At 63.9% G+C, this 17929-nt stretch carries 15 protein-coding genes; 7 read left to right on the plus strand and 8 right to left on the minus strand.

Going from position 1 to position 17929, the window contains the following annotated elements:
* Positions 1-4 precede the first annotated feature (4 nt).
* The 3 genes from fabI to O3299_RS17305 form a co-directional block, all read right to left on the minus strand.
* Entirely contained in the window at positions 5-787 is a 783-nt protein-coding gene (gene fabI / locus O3299_RS17295; RefSeq protein ID WP_289900342.1) for an enoyl-ACP reductase FabI, read from the minus strand.
* Positions 784-969: a hypothetical protein gene (locus O3299_RS17300; RefSeq protein WP_143451452.1), complete on the minus strand. Its 186-nt coding sequence runs from the start codon at positions 967-969 to the stop codon at positions 784-786. The genes fabI and O3299_RS17300 overlap by 4 nt, the downstream gene beginning before the upstream one ends.
* A gap of 427 nt (positions 970-1396) precedes the next feature.
* Positions 1397-2839 (minus strand): IgA Peptidase M64, encoded by a 1443-nt coding sequence (locus tag O3299_RS17305; RefSeq protein ID WP_305062790.1) that lies wholly within the window; start codon positions 2837-2839, stop codon positions 1397-1399.
* 209 nt (positions 2840-3048) lie between these two features.
* Between O3299_RS17305 and O3299_RS17310 the strand changes: the two genes are divergently transcribed.
* Complete coding sequence (locus O3299_RS17310; RefSeq protein WP_099666478.1) at positions 3049-3651, plus strand: TetR/AcrR family transcriptional regulator; 603 nt, start codon at positions 3049-3051, stop codon at positions 3649-3651.
* 8 nt (positions 3652-3659) lie between these two features.
* Positions 3660-4856, plus strand: a complete 1197-nt coding sequence (locus O3299_RS17315) for a DUF418 domain-containing protein (protein ID WP_305062791.1) — start codon at positions 3660-3662, stop codon at positions 4854-4856.
* On the opposite strand, the gene O3299_RS17320 is transcribed toward O3299_RS17315, so the two are convergent.
* The 3 genes from O3299_RS17320 to O3299_RS17330 all read right to left on the minus strand — a co-directional run bounded on the left by O3299_RS17320 (position 4847) and on the right by O3299_RS17330 (position 10072).
* Positions 4847-6100, minus strand: coding sequence for a cyanophycinase (locus O3299_RS17320; protein WP_251350229.1), 1254 nt, complete (start codon positions 6098-6100; stop codon positions 4847-4849). The two genes, O3299_RS17315 and O3299_RS17320, sit on opposite strands and share 10 nt — an antisense overlap.
* Positions 6101-6248: 148 nt before the next feature.
* Positions 6249-9038, minus strand: a complete 2790-nt coding sequence (locus tag O3299_RS17325; protein WP_305062792.1) for a TonB-dependent receptor — start codon at positions 9036-9038, stop codon at positions 6249-6251.
* 32 nt (positions 9039-9070) lie between these two features.
* Complete coding sequence (locus tag O3299_RS17330; protein ID WP_099666475.1) at positions 9071-10072, minus strand: MurR/RpiR family transcriptional regulator; 1002 nt, start codon at positions 10070-10072, stop codon at positions 9071-9073.
* 201 nt (positions 10073-10273) lie between these two features.
* On the opposite strand from O3299_RS17330, the gene O3299_RS17335 reads away from it, so the two are divergent.
* Positions 10274-11410: a succinylglutamate desuccinylase/aspartoacylase family protein gene (locus O3299_RS17335; RefSeq protein WP_305062793.1), complete on the plus strand. Its 1137-nt coding sequence runs from the start codon at positions 10274-10276 to the stop codon at positions 11408-11410.
* Positions 11411-11414: 4 nt separating this feature from the next.
* Complete coding sequence (locus O3299_RS17340) at positions 11415-12803, plus strand: YfcC family protein (RefSeq protein WP_083299835.1); 1389 nt, start codon at positions 11415-11417, stop codon at positions 12801-12803.
* A gap of 27 nt (positions 12804-12830) precedes the next feature.
* Here the strand turns inward: O3299_RS17340 and O3299_RS17345 are convergent, their stop codons facing one another.
* Together O3299_RS17345 and O3299_RS17350 are read right to left on the minus strand one after the other, a co-directional pair.
* Entirely contained in the window at positions 12831-14036 is a 1206-nt protein-coding gene (locus tag O3299_RS17345) for a S9 family peptidase (protein ID WP_305062794.1), read from the minus strand.
* Between the two features lie 103 nt (positions 14037-14139).
* Positions 14140-14337, minus strand: coding sequence for a hypothetical protein (locus O3299_RS17350; protein WP_305062795.1), 198 nt, complete (start codon positions 14335-14337; stop codon positions 14140-14142).
* A gap of 250 nt (positions 14338-14587) precedes the next feature.
* Between O3299_RS17350 and O3299_RS17355 the strand changes: the two genes are divergently transcribed.
* Genes O3299_RS17355 through O3299_RS17365 form a run of 3 tightly spaced genes read left to right on the plus strand, consistent with a single transcriptional unit; the run spans position 14588 to position 17807 of the window.
* Positions 14588-15847: an alpha/beta fold hydrolase gene (locus tag O3299_RS17355; protein WP_305062796.1), complete on the plus strand. Its 1260-nt coding sequence runs from the start codon at positions 14588-14590 to the stop codon at positions 15845-15847.
* Complete coding sequence (locus tag O3299_RS17360) at positions 15844-16260, plus strand: BlaI/MecI/CopY family transcriptional regulator (RefSeq protein ID WP_099666471.1); 417 nt, start codon at positions 15844-15846, stop codon at positions 16258-16260. Before O3299_RS17355 ends, O3299_RS17360 begins: the two co-directional genes overlap by 4 nt.
* The gene (locus O3299_RS17365) at positions 16260-17807 is read left to right on the plus strand and encodes a M56 family metallopeptidase (RefSeq protein ID WP_305062797.1); all 1548 of its coding nucleotides are present in this window, start codon (positions 16260-16262) and stop codon (positions 17805-17807) included. Before O3299_RS17360 ends, O3299_RS17365 begins: the two co-directional genes overlap by 1 nt.
* Positions 17808-17929 lie beyond the last annotated feature (122 nt).

The raw sequence follows: 17929 nt of genomic DNA on the forward strand, positions 1-17929 counted from the left end.
CCAGTCAATTCAGAATGTTGTAGCCGCCATCGACATACAGAGTGCCGCCCGTGATGGCGCGCGCGCCGTCGCCGGCGAGGAAGGCGCACAGCGCGCCCACGTCCTCGATGGTGGCCAGGCGCCGCATGGGCGAGCGTTCGATGGCGTCGGCCATCAGGCGGTCGAAATGGGCGATGCCGGAAGCGGCCCGCGTCTCCAGTGGTCCCGGCGAAATGGCGTTGACGCGGATGCCTTGCGGGCCCAGTTCGGCGGCCAGGTAGCGCACCGACGCTTCCAGCGCCGCCTTCACGGGCCCCATCAGGCCATAGTCGGCGATGACTTCCTCCGCGCCCAAATAACTCATGGTCATCAGGCTGCCGCCGTCCGGCATCAGCGGTTCGGCCAGTTTCGCCATGCGCATGAAGGAGTGGCAGGAGATATCCATCGCCTGCGCAAAACCGTCGGCAGAACTGTCCGTCACTCGGCCATGCAAGTCCTGTTTCGGCGCATATGCAATGGAATGGACGACGAAATCGAGCCGCCCCCATTGCCGTTCGATCTGCGCGAACAGCGCTTCGAGCTGGCCCGGCACGGCCACGTCGAGCGGCGCCATGATGGCCGCCTGCACTTGCTGCGCCAGCGGTTCCACGTATGGACGGGCCTTGTCATTGAGCCAGGTCACGGCCAGTTCGGCGCCGGCCGTGCGCAGTGCGCTGGCGCAGCCCCAGGCGATGCTTTGCGTGTTAGCGATACCCACCACCAGGCCCCGCTTGCCCTGCAAAGGCAAGGGCCGCAAGTCGGCCGTCATGCCTGGACTGGACGCAGGGCGGGCCACGGCGTGGCCGCATGCACGCATCGCACCGCGCCGGCGTGCATGGCGGCGGCGCAAGTGGCCAGCGTCACGCCGCCGGCACGCGCATACGGCAAGGCAATGGGAGTGTGAGGGTGTAAGGTACTGCACGCGTCAGGCGCGGGGGTCTGCATCTTCATGAATCGGCTTCCGTCACTGAAATTCGAGGCACGCACCAGTGCATTTTCGGGGAACTGGTACGGGGCGAAATTACTCTACAGCATTTAGACGCGTGATTCGTGATGAGTCCGATCCGCATTCCATGACGCTTTGAGCTAGGTCAACTATAAGTGCGATTGCGGCAATGCAACATTGATGTAAATCAAATTTTACCTCAATATTATCTAAATGAAATATTTTTCAGGCAAGCGTGCGAACGTATTGATTTGATAATATCACTGGGCTAGCGAGAAGAAAAGCGCGCAGGTGAGCGACAATTGGTATTGCCTGGAAAACAAGCAGCGCTGGGCAGGGGCGGAAGGCAGACGGTGGGGAGACGCAGAAAGGGGGCCATGCTATTGCGATGCAACATGACCCCCATGCATTACGGAAGCGGCAAGAGCGGCATTATTTGCCCGGCGCCGCGGCGGGACGCGAATACAGGTCGATGATGGTGCTGATGCCATCCTGACACACGGAGCAGAACGTCTCGCTGCGGTCGAACATGATGCACTGCATCTCGGGCCGGTAGTAGCCGGACGACTCGTAGTTCGCGCCTTCGAAGGCGCCCACCGCATGGCGCTGCGGCGCCTTCGAGAATAGCTGCTGTGTGTAGGCCAGGTCGGCCTTGAACAAGTCGCTCATCTCGCTTTCCGGGCGGTTGGCCGCGCGCAGGGCCGCGCGCTGCTTCTGGTATTCGCGCGCATGGCTGTCGTATGCTTCCTTCGGCCATGGCGTCGGCAGCGGCGTGCCGGCCTTGACGTGATTCTTCCATTTCAGCCTGGCCGGATCGCGCAGCGCCGTGGCGTTCGGCTCCCACGGTTCCTGCCGCTCGCCATTCGACTGATAGGCTACGGGCGAGGTGTAGTACTCGTCGGCCAGGCCGGCGAAATGGTGGCCGAATTCATGCACGAACAGGTAGTTGGCCCAATCGTTATTCGCTGCCGCCGTGCTGAACTGGCCGAAGATGCCGCCGCCGCCGTAGGTATCGTTGTTGACGAGGATTTCGATGAATTCATACGGCGCGTACTGCGCCAGGTCGCGCAGCGCGCGGTTATCCGTCGTCAGCACATAGCGCTCGCTGCCGAAGATGTCGTAGCGCGTGCCCAGCGGCGACGCGTGATGCACGCCCGTCGAGGGGCGCGACACGCCCGACTCCTGGGTCGGCGCGGCCATGGCCCATACGTTGAAGTCCCTGGCCCGCTCGCGGAATGGCGAGACGGTGAAAAGATGGTCAGCCAGCTTGCGCGCCGTCGCTTCGAACTTGCCCATTTCGGCGGCCGTATAGCCATCGCCCATGATCAGCAGATCGACCTTGTCGGACGATGGCCCGCTGATGCGGATCGGGATCGGCTTGACGGGCGCCGGCGGCTGCTTGCGGATCACGTCCTGCGCGGCAGGATCGACATCCGTGCTCCATACAACGGAAAACAGGCCGCGCTCGTCGCGCTTGAGGATGCGCACGCGCACGGGGTGCTCGGGCTGCGGGAAGCGCACGGACTCCTGGAAGGCGCGCGTGGTGGTCTTCGCTTCATCGGTGCTGGCCCATTCGCCGAAGATGGTGGAAAAACCGCGCGAGTACAGCACCTTGCCCGACTTGATGTCGACCACTTCCAGCAGGTTGTTGCCGCGGTTGCTGTCATCGATGGGACGCGCCAGGTTGCCCGGCCATGGCAGGGGCTCGACCAGCACGCGCTCGACCGCATAGTGCTCCCCCAGCGCATTGCCGCTGTGCTGGTAATCGAGGCGCATGGTGGCCGGCGGCGGCGCATTATCCGCCTGCGCGGCAGGGACGATGCCGGCGGCCAGCGCCAGCGCGCAGAGGAAGGATCGAATCGGAGTCTGCTGCATGTCATTCCTAAAACGGTAGAAAAACAGGTGAAGGGAACGGTTTTCCAAACAATCGGCGGGCCTGCCGGCAGGTGCGGGAAAAACCGCTGCGGCACATTGTAGCGACAGGATGCGGGCGTGCAAAGCGCCCATTTCACGCGATTCGCTTGACCATACGATACAATCAATCTATATTAGACTGACTAGTCGATTAACTAAAGGAAAGAGCCATGCGCACCATCGATCCCGGCAAACACGCGGCCCGCCGCGACGCCATTCTCGCCGCCGCGCGCCACTGCTTTGCGCGCAAGGGCTTTCACCAGACCAGCACCGCCGCCATCTGCGCGCAGGCGGGCATGAGTCCCGGCAACCTGTTTCACTACTTCCCCACCAAGCAAGCCATCATCGCCGCCATCGTCGACGAGGAAGGCAGCGAGACGACCGCCTATTTCGCCGGTGTGCAAGGCAGCGCCGATGCCTACGGCGCCCTGCTCGATTTCATGGACCTGGTGCTGGCGCTGGCGGCCGATGACGACTTTGCGGGGCTGGCGCTGGAAATATCGGCCGAAGCGATGCGCGACGCGGATATCGCGGCCAGGGTGGCGCGCAACGACGCCAGCCTGCGCGCCGGCTTGCAAGCCCTGCTGGAAAAGGCGGCATCAGGGGGCCAGGTCGACGCCGCGCTGGACGCCGCGCAAACGGCCAGCTGGATCGCCGCGCTGATCGACGGCATCTTCAACCGGGTCGCCGTCGATCCCGATTATGCACCGCTGGCGCAACGCGCCAGCCTGCACCTGCTGCTGGCGCGCTTCCTGCGCCCTGCCCTGGCATGAGCGCCGCCATGCAAGCCCAGCCCACACGCATCGCCGACGTCGACGCCCTGCGCGGCTGCGCCCTGTTCGGCATTTTGGTCGTCAATATCGGCGCATTCGTCACGCCCTGGTTCGGCCTGGGATTGACCGATCCCGCCTTTCACGGCGGCGTGGACCGCGCCACGCACTTTATCGTCGCCCTGCTGTTCGAAACCAAGTTCTACCTGCTGTTTTCCTTCCTGTTCGGCTACAGCTTCACCTTGCAGATGCAGGCGGCCGCGCGCGCCGATGCGCCGTTCGTGCCGCGCATGCTGCGCCGGCAAGTGGGCCTGTGGCTGATCGGCGCCCTGCATGCCGTGCTCCTGTTTCATGGCGACATACTCACGACCTATGCTCTGCTGGGCATCGTGCTGCTGGCGCTGCACCGTTGCAGCGAGCGCCAGGCACTGTCCCTGGCGTTGATACTCGTCACCGTCTGCGTGGCATTCTGGGCAGGCATGGCCTGGCTGCAAGGCCTGCAGCCAGCGGGCGACGCTGCGGACAACGCCGTGGCGATGGCGCAAAAGGCGGAAAGCGCGCTGGCCGCCTACCACGCCACGCCGGCCGCCGTCGTCCATCAGCACCTGCGCGAACTGGGTGAAATCTGGATCGTCCTGCTGCTGGTGCAGGCACCGTGCGCGCTGGCCATGTTCCTGTGCGGCCTGGCCGCCGGCAAGCGCGAGATGCTGCTGCACGCAAGCGATTATCTGCCGCTGCGCCGCCTGCTGCTGCGGGCCGGCGCGCTGGTGGGCTTGCCCGGCGCCGCCTTCTACGCGTGGACCTCCGTGTATGGGGATAGCCAGGCATGGCAGGTGGCGGGACTGGCCGTGGGCCTGGCGAGCGCGCCACTGCTGGCGGGCGCCTACCTGGCGCTGGCGCTGGTCCTGTTCGAGCGCCTGCGCGACGGCACGCTGTTTGCGCTGCTGGCCGACACGGGCCGCATGGCCCTGTCGAACTACCTGCTGCAGTCGGCCATCTGCGCCGTGCTGTTCCTCGCGTATGGCGCGCGGCTGATGGGCAGCGTGTCGCCGCTGGGCGCACTGGCGCTGGCAGCCATCATCTTCGGCCTGCAGCTGCCGTTGAGCCGCTGGTGGCTGCGCGGCCACGCGTATGGCCCCGTCGAGTGGCTGCTCAGGGCCTTGACGATCGCCGCGTGGCCGCGCTGGCGGCGCACCGCTTACTTGTAGCGGTACAGGGGCTGGCGCAGCTGGATGGGGCGGATGTCGAGGCGCAGTTTCAGTACCGAATACGCTTCCGCCTCGGTCGAGCTGTAGCCGACGCTGTTGACCGTTTTACTGAAGCGAAACTCGAAGCCCAGGTCCGGATATGGGTCGCGCGGATTGCCGAAGGCGATGCCGATGGCTTCCTGCTGCGCGTTATCGATCAAATTACCCATCAGGTCCAGCACGGCGTTATTGCCGAGGATATCGTTGGTGAACACGGGTTCGCGCATGTCGGGCTGGTTAGGATCGAGCTTGTTGTCGGCCTTGTCCGGCGAGGGCGTAAACACGCGCGTGACGAGGTTGAATTTGTCGCCTCGGTCCAGGTAGCTGATGGCCGCATTGCTGATATTGAAATTTTTCACGCCACGGTCGCTGATGGCGCCCGACAGGTCGATCAGCAGGGCGCCGCTGTAGCCGATGACTTCCACGTCGCGCATGGCGTCGACCACCATGGCGCTGTTTTCATCGATGCCCAGCCCCAGGTGATAGCCTTTTTTCAGCATCACGGGAATCATGCGCGCAAAGCGCCCGCGCACCAGCAGATGCTGGTCCACAAAAACATCGCTGCCGATGAAGCCCAGGCCCGGCGCGATCTCGCGGCCATCCGTCACGCCCATCTTGAGCATGTCGAGCACGGGTTTGGCGTCGTAGAACATGGTGGTGCTCATGATGGCCGCACCGGCGCTGGAACCGGCGATCACGCCGCCATTGCGATAGACCGACCAGATGGCTTCCAGCGCGGCCGTGCGGCTGCCGTCCGGCCGCAGCAAGGCTTGCGTGATGCGCCCCTGGTCGCCGCCGGCAAAATAGATGCCGCTGGCCGACTTGATCTGCGTGACGATGGCCGGGTCTTCGGCGGCCTTGCGGTAATCCCTGTTCGGCAGCTTGACGGCCAGCGGCACGAAAAAGGCATCGGCGCCATATTGGTTCAGCTTTTTGATGATGCTTTCGCCCGATTTTTCCGGGTTCATCGCGGCCGAGGCCAGCACGGCGATGCGCGCGCCTGGCCCGCCCGACAGCTTGACGATGCGCTGCCAGACTTCGGCATTATCGGCGCGCAGGCCGCCGCCGATAATGACGAGCGTCCCCTGCGGCGCACTGCCGATGGCGCTGCCGCCGGGAGCCGCCACGGCTTGGACGCTGCACAATGCCAGCGCGAACAGCAGCGCGGCGCACAATTGTTGATACAGGCTTGAAGATGATTTCATGGTGCCTTTCGAATACAAGGAAAGTGGCGCATATTTTTTGATACAGGCACGCGCCCTTGCTGCCAAAACTGCTGCTTGCAATCCAACGCCATCACACTACGATACTACTTGCTGCATATGACAGCGTTGTTGCGGTATCTCCAATTTTTTACTTGAAGCTGTAATTGGCGCTGGCATAGAAGCGCCGGCCGCGCGGATCCGTATAGGTCGGGTCATAGCCGGACAGGAAAAAGTAGGCCTGGTTCGAGTATGGCGGGCTGGTATTGAACAGATTCTGTATGCCTGCGCGCAGCTTGAACTGCTTGCTGACGGCATACGCGCCCGACATGTCCCACAGCGTGTAGGCCTTGACCCGATTCGGCTTGACGACGCTGCCGTCATCCGTGTTGATGGCCGAGTTCTGGTCATCGTAGCTGCTCGAATAGGTGTTCGACAGGCTGGCCGAATACGGGCCATGGTCCCAGTCCAGGGTAATCGTATGGCGCCAGCGCTGCACCACGCCGTCCGTGACGAATTTATTCAGGTTGCTGATAAAGGCATCGCCGGGGCTCGTCTGGATTTTTGAATCGAGCACGTAAGTGCCGCTCAGGTGGGCGCCGAAATGTCCCCAGGCCGTCTTCACGCCATGCAGGTCGGCCGTGATATCGATGCCCGTAGCTTTTTGCGCGCCACGGTTTTCCTTGCGCAGTTCGATGTAGTCGATTTCATTGTCCTTGTTGCGATGTACGAGGTCGCCGTACTTGGCCAGGTTGCCGAGGATGATGTCGTCGCCGATTTCGCTGATCAGATCCGTGCGCTTGATGTTCCAGTAATCGAAGCTGAAGGTCCAGTGCTGGCTCGGCTCGAGCACCACACCGGCCGTGAACTGGCGGCTGCGCTCCGGTTTCAGCTTGTCGTTACTGTAGCGGCGCGTATCCCAGTTTTGCGCGCAATCGGCGTAGTTATTCTCCACAGTGGCGCATAACACGGGATCGGGCAGGGTCGCCGTACTGCTGTAGACGGTGGGCCGGTGCAAGTCCGACATCGATGGAGCGCGGAAGCCCTTGCCGGTGGACGCCCGCATCAGCACCTGCTTGCTGGGCATGTAAGTCAGGCCCACCTTGGGGCTCAGGGCGCTACCCACCTGCTGGTAATGGTCGTAACGGCCAGATAACTGCGCCTGCCACTGCTTGGTAAACGGCAGCAGCAGTTCGCTGTAAATGGCTTGCACAGTGCGGCTGTCGCTGGTGTCCTTGCCGCCTTCCGGCGCCGAATCGTCATTGATATTATTACTCATCAGTAATTTGGAAAGACGGAACTGCGTACGTTCGCGGCGCACCTCTCCGCCAACGGCAAGAGCCATGTCGCCGCCGCCCATGGCCATCAGAGCGCGTGACGCCTTGAAATCAAGCGCATCCATGACGCCGCGCGCGTGGCGCACTTCATCGTTGACCTGGATGCTCTCAATCAGTGCCAGGCCCTCGGCACTGGAAGGCCCGAATGGATTGATGCTGCCATCGGCGATGCCTGCGCGCAGCTTGTCCTTCAGCAGATAGCCTTTGGTATCACGGTCCCTGACGGTATTGACGCTATGATTCAAACCCACGTCATAATCCCATCCCGCCACTGTACCGGTCGCCCCCACCACGAAGCGCTGGCTTTCACTGGTCAGCTCACTGGTGCGGTTGCCCGCCTCCTTCAATCGCATGCGCACTTCCAGTTCGCGCTCCACCTGCTTGCCATCGTCATCCAATATGGTATCAAAACCGGTATTGGCCAATTGCGGCACCTTGCTGTAATCCAGGTAACCGATCACCCGTGTCGACGACGCGACATAATTGGTACGCGAACGGCTCAATGCCACCTCCGCATATACCTGATGCTCCGGGTTCAGCTTCAACACGCCCCGCGAAAGAAAATTCTGCTTCTCCGACTTCGGATACAACTCCGTATCGCGCATGTAATCGTAGGTACAGCCATCGACGCCGCCAGTGCCGTTGGGCAGGTACAAATTGGCAGGTGGATTGCAGTCCGGGATGGACAGGTTGATTTGCCGGTTGGTGATCGGCTTGCCGTTCAACAGGAAACCGACCTCCTGCAGGTGATCGCGCTGGGCACCCGACAGGCGGATATTCGCCGGGCTGGTAAAACTCGACAGCAAATGGCCAAGGCGCTCGGGCACGTTCAGGTTCGGAATGAACTTGCGCTGCGAGGTGCTGAGGCGGTCCGTCTGCTGCGCGTCGAGCACGGCGAAGATATTGTAGCCATCCGTGGCCAGGTCGCCCGTACCGGCCGTGATGCTGACCGTGCGCTTGCCGGCGCCGCCTTCCTGCGTGCCGCTGCCGTAGGCATTCAGCTCCACACCCTGGTAATCCTTGCGCGTAATGAAATTGATGACGCCGCCAATGGCGTCCGTGCCATACAGGGCCGAGGCGCCGTCGAGCAGCACTTCCACGCGCTGCAGCGCGGCGGCGGGAATATTATTCAGGTCCACGCCCGCATCGTCGCCGGGCGAGGCAAAGTTGGCCATACGCCGGCCATTGAGCAGCACCAGGGTCGATGACGTGCCCACGCCCCGCAGATTGGCGCTGTTGAAGCCGCGCTGGTCGCCGCCGATATTGATGCTGGCGCCATCGGTCAGGCCGCCCACGTTGGCCGACACGCGCGCCATCAGCTCGGCCGCCGTCGTCACCCCCGCCTTGTCGATCTCGGCGCGCGTGATGATCTGCACCGGCAACGCCGTCTCCGATTCCAGCCGCTTGATGGCCGACCCCGTGATTTCCACGCGCTGCATTTTTTTCGGCGCCGCTTCTCCGTCCTGCTCCTGCGCCAGCGCGCCGTTGCCCAGCATGCCCAGCGCCGCCGACACGCTCAAGGCCCCCAGCGCCAGGCGCACGCCTTGCGCCAGTGCCGACTCGCGTGGCGATACGCAACTGCCGTCTTGTTTTTCTGCTTGCATGCAAACTCTCCCAGATGGTATTAACCCTGTTTTTATAATGACTGCGGCACTGCCTTGCGCTGCTTTGCTGCTGTTTTCCGGGTACCCTGCGCGCCATGTTCGCCGCCGTACAGGTAGGCGGCGATGACTTCGCTCAAGCGGGCCGCTTTTTCAACGTTTTTCCTGTTCGATACCATCAGCGCCACGGCCAGCGCCTCGATCATGGCCAGCGCCGTGCTGGCACTGCTGGGCAGAACGGGATGGGTACTTTGCGCATACAACACGTGATCGGCCAGTTCGGCCAGGGGAGAGGCGGGCGAGTCGGTGAGCGCCACGATGCAGGCGCCGCGGTCGCGCGCGAAGCTGGCCAGACCGATGCAGTCGAGCGTGTAACGGGGGAACGAGATCACCACCAGCACATCGTGCGCCGTCAGGTTGACCAGATGGCCGGCCGCCACTTCCGAGCCGCCGATACCCACCACTTCCACCACATGCGGGCAAAACGGCTGCAGATGCTGCACCAGCATGCCGGCCAGGTTGGCCGACAGGCCAAAACCCATCACATACACGACCTTGGCGCGCGTCAGGCGGCGCACCACGGCCTGCACGGCGGGCGGCGACAGGGCATCGGATGTGGCGGCGATGTTCGCGGCCGCATATTCCAGGCTTTCCGTGACGGGCGACGTGGCGCGCGCGCGCCGCTCTATCGTGCGGCGCAGTTTGTCGACTGGCTGCAACAGCGATTGCAAGGTTTCGGCCATCGCGCCACGCATGGCCGAATAATTCTTCTGGCCGATATCGCGCGCGAAGCGGCTGATGGTGGCCGTCGATACCTGGCAGCTGTCGGCCAGTTCCTCGATGCCCAGCGCCGTCACCCGCATCTGGTTGCGCAGCAGGTAATCGGCGATCTGCCGCTGCGAAGCCGAACCGCTGGCCAGCACGTGCATCAGCGCCTGCCCCAGCGGAGACTGCGCGAAGGCGGCATCGGGCGCCGACAACGTGCCAACCCGTGGCGTATGGGGACTGCTGCGTGCAGGACTGGCGGATGCTTTCATATCACTGGCGGCCTGTATTCTTGGACACTGCGGATCACTGGCGGAAGGCGAAATCGGGTCGCTGGAACTTACTGTACTCATATCAAAAAGAAAACTCAACAAATATTTGTAAAAGGATTTTCATTGATTTACTTCGTGAAAATATTGCTACATAATCGACCGGAATCCATCAACCGCGCCCCGTTTTGGGGCGAATTCACCATGCAAGTACAACAGCATCCCATCTCCACCGCGCACGCCAGCGTAGCGTGCCAATTGAGCAGCTTCCATTTTGGCAGTGCGGCCGCCGCTAGCCGCAGCGGCAAGAAGGTGTACATCCAGGCGGCGCTGCATGCTGATGAAGTGCCGGGCATGCTGGTGTCGCAATTTTTACGCCGCGAGCTGCTGGCGCTGGAAGCGGCGGGCAGGATCCACGGCGAAATCATCCTGGTGCCGGCCGCCAACCCGATCGGCCTGGCGCAAGCCATCCACGGCGCGCCGTTCGGCCGCTTCGACCTGACCACCGGCATCAACTTCAACCGCGCCTACCGCCACGTGGCCGATGAACTGAAAACCACGCTCGATGGTCTGCTGGGACAGGATGCGCAAGCCAACGTGGCGCTGATACGCGAACATGCGCGCGCCGCCGTCGCCGCCTGGCGGCCGGGCACGGATGCGGAAACGCTGAAGAAAACCCTGCTGGGCATGGCCGTCGACGCCGACATCGTGCTCGACCTGCATTGCGACAACGAGGCGGCCCTGCACATTTATACGGGCACGCCGCTGGCCGCGCAGATCGCCCCCCTGTCCGCGTTGCTGGGCGCGCGCGCCGTGCTGCTGGAACTGGCGGCCGGTGAAGAACCGTTCGACGAAGCCTGCAGCCGGTTGTGGTGGGATCTCGACGCGCATTTCCAGGGCCGCTATCCGATTCCTGCCGCCTGCCTGTCGACCACCGTCGAGTTGCGCGGCGAAGTGGAAGTGAGCTACGCCCTGGCCGAGCGCGACGCCACCGCCCTGCTGCGTTTTCTCGCCATCGAGGGCGTGCTGGAGATAGCCGGCGCCGGCGACGACCTGCCCGCGCCGCAATGCGAACCGACGCCGCTGGCCGGCGTGGAACCGATCCTCGCGCCGCATCATGGCGTGCTGGTCTACCTGCGCGAAATGGGCGACGTACTGGCCGCCGGCGATGCGGTGGCCGACCTGATCGACCCCGTCAGCGGCGAAACGACGACCTTGCGCTGCACCGTCTCCGGCGTCTTTTTTGCGCGCAGCGCCCACCGCCACGTCCTGCGCGGCATGAATGTCGGCAAGGTCGCCGGCGCTGTCGCCTTCCGCGGCGGCAGCCTGCTGAGCCAATGACGCCATGAGAAAATTCAAGCTCCCCAATACCTTCGTCCTGCTGTGCGGCATCCTGGCCATGATCGCCCTGGCGACGTGGCTGGTGCCAGGCGGGAAATTCGACACGCAACTGGTGAACGGCAAGCAGCTGATCATCCCAGGCACGTTTCACTATGTCGACAACAAGCCGCAGGGACTCGCCGCCCTGATGATGGCGCCCATCAAGGGCTTCGTCGACGCCAGCCTGATTATCGGCTTCGTGCTGATCGTCGGCGGCGCCTTCGCCGTGCTGCAAAAAACGGAAGCCTTCGATTCCCTGATCAAGGCCATCGCCAAGGCCCACACCAGTTCGCGCTTCGTGCGCGCCGCCATCATCCCCGTCTTCTTCACCATGTTTTCCTTGGGCGGCGCCACCTTCGGCATGAACGAGGAAGCGATTCCCTTCATCCTGATCTTCGTGCCGCTGGCGCTGGCTCTGGGCTATGACACCATCACGGGCGTGTCGATTCCCTTCATCGGCTCGCAGGTGGGCTTTTCCGCCGCCTTCCTGAACCCGTTCAATGTCGGCATCGCACAGGGCATCGCCGGGGTGCCGATCTTTTCCGGCATCGGCTACCGCCTGATCGTGTGGGCCATCGCCACGGCGGTCAGCATCGTGTTTTTGATGTGGTATGCGGCGCGCATCAAGCGCCATCCGGAAAAAAGCCCGACCTACCTGCTCGACATCGAAAAGCGCAGTGAGCACACATTGGACCTGAACAGCTTTGCCGGCATGACGCGCACGCACCGCGCCGTGCTGTGGATTTTCATGGCGACCTTGCTGACGATGGTCGTCGGCGTCGTCAAATACGACTGGTTCATCGATGAAATCGCCGCCCTGTTCCTAGTGATGGCCATCGTCGTCGGCCTGGTCGGCCGGCTCGACATGGACAGCCTGGTGGCGTCGTTCGTGCAGGGCGCGCGCGACATGGTCAGCGTGGCGCTGGTCATCGCGCTGGCGCGCGGCACCATGATCCTGGCGCGCGACGCGCAAATCATCGACACCATGCTGCACGCATTGACGCCCCTGGTGGCCTCGTCGAGTCCCGTCTTCGCCGCACAAAAAATGTTCTTCATGCAGTCGGTGATCAACTTCTTCATCCATTCCGGCAGCGGCCAGGCCGCGCTGACGATGCCCATTATGGCGCCGCTGGCCGACCTGGTGGGCGTGACGCGCCAGACAGCGATCCTGGCCTTCCAGTTCGGCGAGTTCACCACGCCGATGATCCCCACGTCCGGCATCACCGTCGGCGTGCTGGCGCTGGCGCGTGTGCCCTGGATTACGTGGGCCAAGTGGATGATCCCGCTGCAGCTGATTTACCTGGTGCTGGCGCTGCTGCTCTTGATTCCGCCCTGCCTGATGCACTGGCAATAACCACGGCCACGCGCCGTCGCCGTGGCGTTATTTGCGGTACGCCTGTCCGTAGGCGCCATGGATGCCGCCCTTTGCCCAGTCGGCCATCAGGTCGTAAAAGCCGGGCGTGATGATGGTCGGCTTGCGCGTTCCATCGGGCGCCTGAGCGTAGCTGCGCATGCCGTGATCGGCCTGCGGGAAGAGGTAGACCGAGATGGCCTGGCCCTGGCCGCGCAACGCCGTCAAGCGCTCGATAGTGACAGCCGGCGGCGCTTGGCGGTCATCCTCTGCCAGGGCCCACAGCTGCGGCACCGTGACTTGCCGCGCGACCTGCACGGGATCGAGCGACCAGTCGATATCGAGCTTGTCGAACCGCGGTATGCCATTCTTGCGCAGCTCATCGGCCGGCATGCCCAGCAACACGCCCGTGTAGCCGCCCTTGATGAGGGCAAACCACGGCTCCTTGCCAAACTGCCGCTGGAATGCAGACAGGTCGTCCAGTCCATCTTGGTAGCCGGATTTGACGATTCTTGCCGTGATATCCGTCACCGTCCTGGCCTTCGCGATGACGTCGCCGCCATAACCCTTGTCCTGAAGTTCTCTGGCAACCTGCGCCGCATCCTGCTCCGTGATATCGGCCACCAGGCCATAGCCGATGCCGAGAAATTGCGCCTTGGCGCGCGCCTGCGCCAGCGGGGCAATCCAGCCGCCCTGGCTTACACCCATCAGGCCGAAGCGGCCGTAACGCCCTTGCGCCAGCCGTTTTGCTTCGCGCGACGCGGCCACCAGGTCATCGGCCAGGCGCGGAAAATTCTGCGTATATTCGCCTTCGGACAACCCGGTACCGCGCTTGTCATACACGAAAACGGACACGCCCCGTCCCACCATCTGATAAGGGTCGCGCGCGCGGTCGATCCAGCCGCTGCTTTCGGAACCATGGGCATACACGACCAATGGCGTGTCCTTGCCGGCGCCCGGCGCTTCCATCAGGCGGCCCGCCAGCATGACGCCATGCGATTCAAAGCGCGTATCTGCTTCGGCCAAAGCCACTTTCGGCCAGCGCTCCTTGCCGTTGACAAGCACGGCGTCCTTTCCGCACGCGAGCAGCACGCCGGCGTCCTGCGTGTTGCCGACGGTCCCGTCGCTGAAAGTATAGCCATAGCCTTTCGCCCCCTTGGTGAGGGCGACGAAGCCCGTCTGGTCCTGGCGAAAAATACCCGTCTCGCAAGGCGCCGGGCTGAATGCCTCCGGCATGGGAGCAGCAGTCGCCGAGAACGATACAGCAAGCAGAAGCCAGAAAAAATGTGAGGTCATGGGATCAGGGTCCGATAGGCAGTCTGTCGTGTTGCCGTCATCCTTACAGGGCGGCTTTTTCTTCGGCGCTCAGGCGCTTGGCGCTGACATACACGGTGTACATGGTGGCTTGATCGGCGCTGGCGACCATGGATGCCGGCGCGGCGCGGAATTTCGGCACGGCGGCGGTGGCCAGGCTGGTGGCAGCGGCGATGGCGATGACGGCAACGAAGATGGCTTCCATGTTTTTAGCGATGTTCATGATGGTGTCCTTTGGGTGGCTGGTTGTCTGCTGCGATGATGGAACTGTAGGCGCATGGGCCGGCCATCTCCAGCGGCTTGCGACAAACCGCCCAAAAGAAGGGACAGAATACCAACCGGCCCGATGAAAGGCAGGAAGGCTGGCTGGCCGCCGTTCCCTGCGGCGGACAAGCCGCCGCATGCATTGCTTGCAGGGATGCTACAAATGTAGCATGCTACATTTGTAGCCAAATCAACCCTCAAAGAAAACGATGCTCTCATTCGCATGGAAGTGGACATTGGCCGGCCTGCTGTCTGCCGCCGCCCTGACAACACCGGCCGTCGCCGCCGATTTTGACGGCATGGTCAGCGTCGGCGGGCATCCGCTGCACGTGGCGCAGACTGGCGTCGGGCCGTATACCGTCGTCTTCGAGGCGGGCTTCGCCAGCGACCTGTCGGTATGGCGCAAGGTGGCGCCGGAGGTGGCGAAGAAAGCGGCGGTGCTGGTCTACTCGCGTGCCGGCTACGGCAAGTCGCCGGCGCGTCCCCAGCCACTCAGCATGAAACAAAGCGTCGCCGAGCTGGCCGATGTGCTGCGCCAGCGCAAGGTGGAAGGATCGTTGATCCTGGTGGGCCATTCCTATGGCGGCTTCCTGATCCGCTATTTCGCGGCGACGCATCCGCAGCAGGTCGCGGGTCTGGTCTTTGTCGACCCCGCGGATGAAGGCCTGGAAACCGTCCTCAAACGCCTCGATCCGGTGCGCTTGCAACAGGACCAGCGCATGCTCGCTGCCAGCATCCCGGCCAAGTGGCAGGGCGAGCTGCAGACCATCCAGGCCATCCTCGATGCGGGCAAGCTGCCGACGATGCCGGTGCTGCCCGACGTGCCGGCGGTGCTGCTCACGTCCGTGCAGGCGCGTGCCGATTCGGACTTTTTCCAGGAGACGCCAGCCATCGTCAAGATCAAGCGCGAGCGGCACGCCGCCTTCCTCAGCCAGTTTTCCAGCGGCGCGCACGTCTTCACGCCGAATAGCGGCCATGGCATCCAGATGCAGGAACCGGAACTCGTTGTTGCCGCCATCGGCCAGGTCATGACCCTGGCCACGCAGAGCGCCGCGCGCGTGGCCAGGGCGCAGGCCAGACAAAAACTGATGGGGGAACTGGAGCACAGCGCCGCCCTGCTGGGCAAGCAGCAGAACGACGCGGCCGCAAGCCGCATCGCGCTGGCGCTGCGGGACAGCGCCCTGAGCGAAGTGGAGATCAATACGCTGGGTTTCGACCTGCTGACCAGGGCGAAGCGCACGGCGCTGGCCACGCTGGTGCTGGCGTACAATAACCAGGCCCACGCGCAGTCCGACAATGCCGCGGACAGCTACGGCGAAGCCTTGCTGGCGGACGCTCGCCCTGCGGAAGCGCAGCGCCAGTTCACGCGGGCGCTTGCGCTGGGACAGGCCAACGGTGCACGCGAACAGGCAATGGCCGGCTACCGCCAGCATCTTTCACAAGCAGAGCAAGCATTGAAACAACCATGAAAAAAAATCCCGTATCCACAACAGGCGCCGACATGCGCGGACTGGAAGACCTGGCGCCGCGCGAACGCCAGGTCGTCGAATGCGTGTACCGGCTGCAGGAAGCCACCGCGTCGCAAATCCAGGAAGCACTGGGCCCGGACTTGAGCAATTCGGCGGTGCGCGCCATGCTGGCGCGCCTGGAAACGAAGGGCGTGCTGCAGCATCGCGTCGATGGCCAGCGCTATTTGTACAGCGCCGTGGCGCCGCAGGCGCAGGTGCGCGAGTCGGCGCTGAAAAAACTGGTCGGTACCTTTTTCAATAATTCCAAGGCCAGCGCCGCGACGGCCTTGCTCGGCATGTCCGGCGAACTGAGTGCGCAGGAGCTCGATGACCTCGAAGCGATGATCGCGAAGGCACGCCAGGAAGGCCGCTGATGGCGGGAACCGACCTCGCGCAGCTGCTGTTGAAGCATAGCGTGACGGTCGTGCTGCTGCTCTGCATGCTGCGCCTGCTGCACCGCGCATCGGCCTCGCGCCGCGTGTTTGCCACGCGCTGCGGCCTGGTGGCGCTGCTGTTGCTGCCCTTGTTCTGGCTATGGCTGCCGCAGCTGCCCATGCGCATGCCGCTGGCCCTGTCGGCCCTGCTCGATCCTCCGCTGCGCATCCCCATCAGCGTGACGACGGTCGCGCTGCCCGACATCGAGGCAGCCGTGGCTGCCCCGGCACGTGCCGCATGGCTGGGCCGCTGGCTGCTGGCCGCGTATGCCGTCGGCGTGGCATGCCACCTGCTGCGCCTGGCGCTGAACCTGGCGCGCTTGCGCCAGGCGAGCGTCGCCGCACAGGTGCTCGAAGCGCCGGCATGGACAACGGCCCTGCAAAGGCTGCATCGGTCGCTGGGGCTGCGCCGCGCCGTGCGCCTGCTGGTCTCCGATACGGCCGCATCGCCATACAGCTGGGGCTGGCATCATCCCGTCATCGTGCTGGACCGTCACAGCGCCGGCAACGCACAGGCCGATGCCGTACTGGCCCACGAACTGGCGCATATCCGCGCCCATGACTGGCCCATGCTGCTGCTGGCGCGCGTACTGCTTGCCCTGTACTGGTGGCACCCGCTGATGTATCCGCTGTTGCGCATGTTCGAACACGATACGGAATGCGCTGCCGATGATGCGGTGCTGGCTGCCGGCGCCACGCCATCGCGTTATGCCCACACCCTGCTCACGGTGTCACGCCAGGCCTTCGGCGCAGGAACGGCAGGCAAGCCGGCAACTGGCATGGCCAATCGCATTGCCAGCCGCGGCGCCATGCTGGGCGCACGCATCGCGGCGCTGCTGGAAGCCCATCGCCCGCGCGGGCGCGTCACGCTGCGTCAATGGTGGAGCGGCATGCTGGCAAGCGTAGCGCTGATGTGCGTGATCGGCAGTATCACGCTGCAAGGGGAGCGGGTGCTGTGGCCGGACAGCCTGCTGCCGGGCTCCGACAGCCGGCAGCAAGACCCGGTCGCCTTGCTGCAAGCGCTCGACAATCCGAATTTCACCCAACTTGCCAGCGCGATGCGCGCCAGGGACTACACGCTGCGCCATGCGGCCGAGACGGAATCGTTCCACCAGCGCGCCGCCATACCGGCGCTGCTGCTGGCCTTGCGCGACCCGCAGCCTGTCGTACGCCAGCTTGCCGTCTGGGCCTTCGGTGAAATGCGTTTTACGGAAACGGCACCCGCCGTGGCGGCGCTGCTGGCCGATCGCGACGCCGCGGTGCGCGCCGAAGCTGCCGCCGCGTTGGGCGACATGGGCGAGCGGCGCTGGCTGGCGCCGATGATCGCCATGCTGGGCGATCAGGACGCCGTGGTGCGCCGTCGCGTGGCGCATGCGCTGGGCGACTTGCAAGCTGGCGCCGCCATTCCCATGCTGCAAAGCCGCTTGCATGACCCCGTCCCCGACGTGGCCAGCGAGGCGCGCTGGGCGCTGGACGAAATGCGCTAGGCGTGGCTGTCCGCTGCCGCCGGCGCGATGCCGACGGCCCGTGAGGGCTAACGCGTGAAAGTAGGCTGCTTGGCTGGAGGCGTACGTTCCGCCTGTCGTTATGCTGTGTTGCGTATTGCTGC

Source organism: Janthinobacterium sp. SUN176 (genome assembly GCF_030587335.1).
GTDB lineage: Bacteria > Pseudomonadota > Gammaproteobacteria > Burkholderiales > Burkholderiaceae_D > Janthinobacterium > Janthinobacterium kumbetense.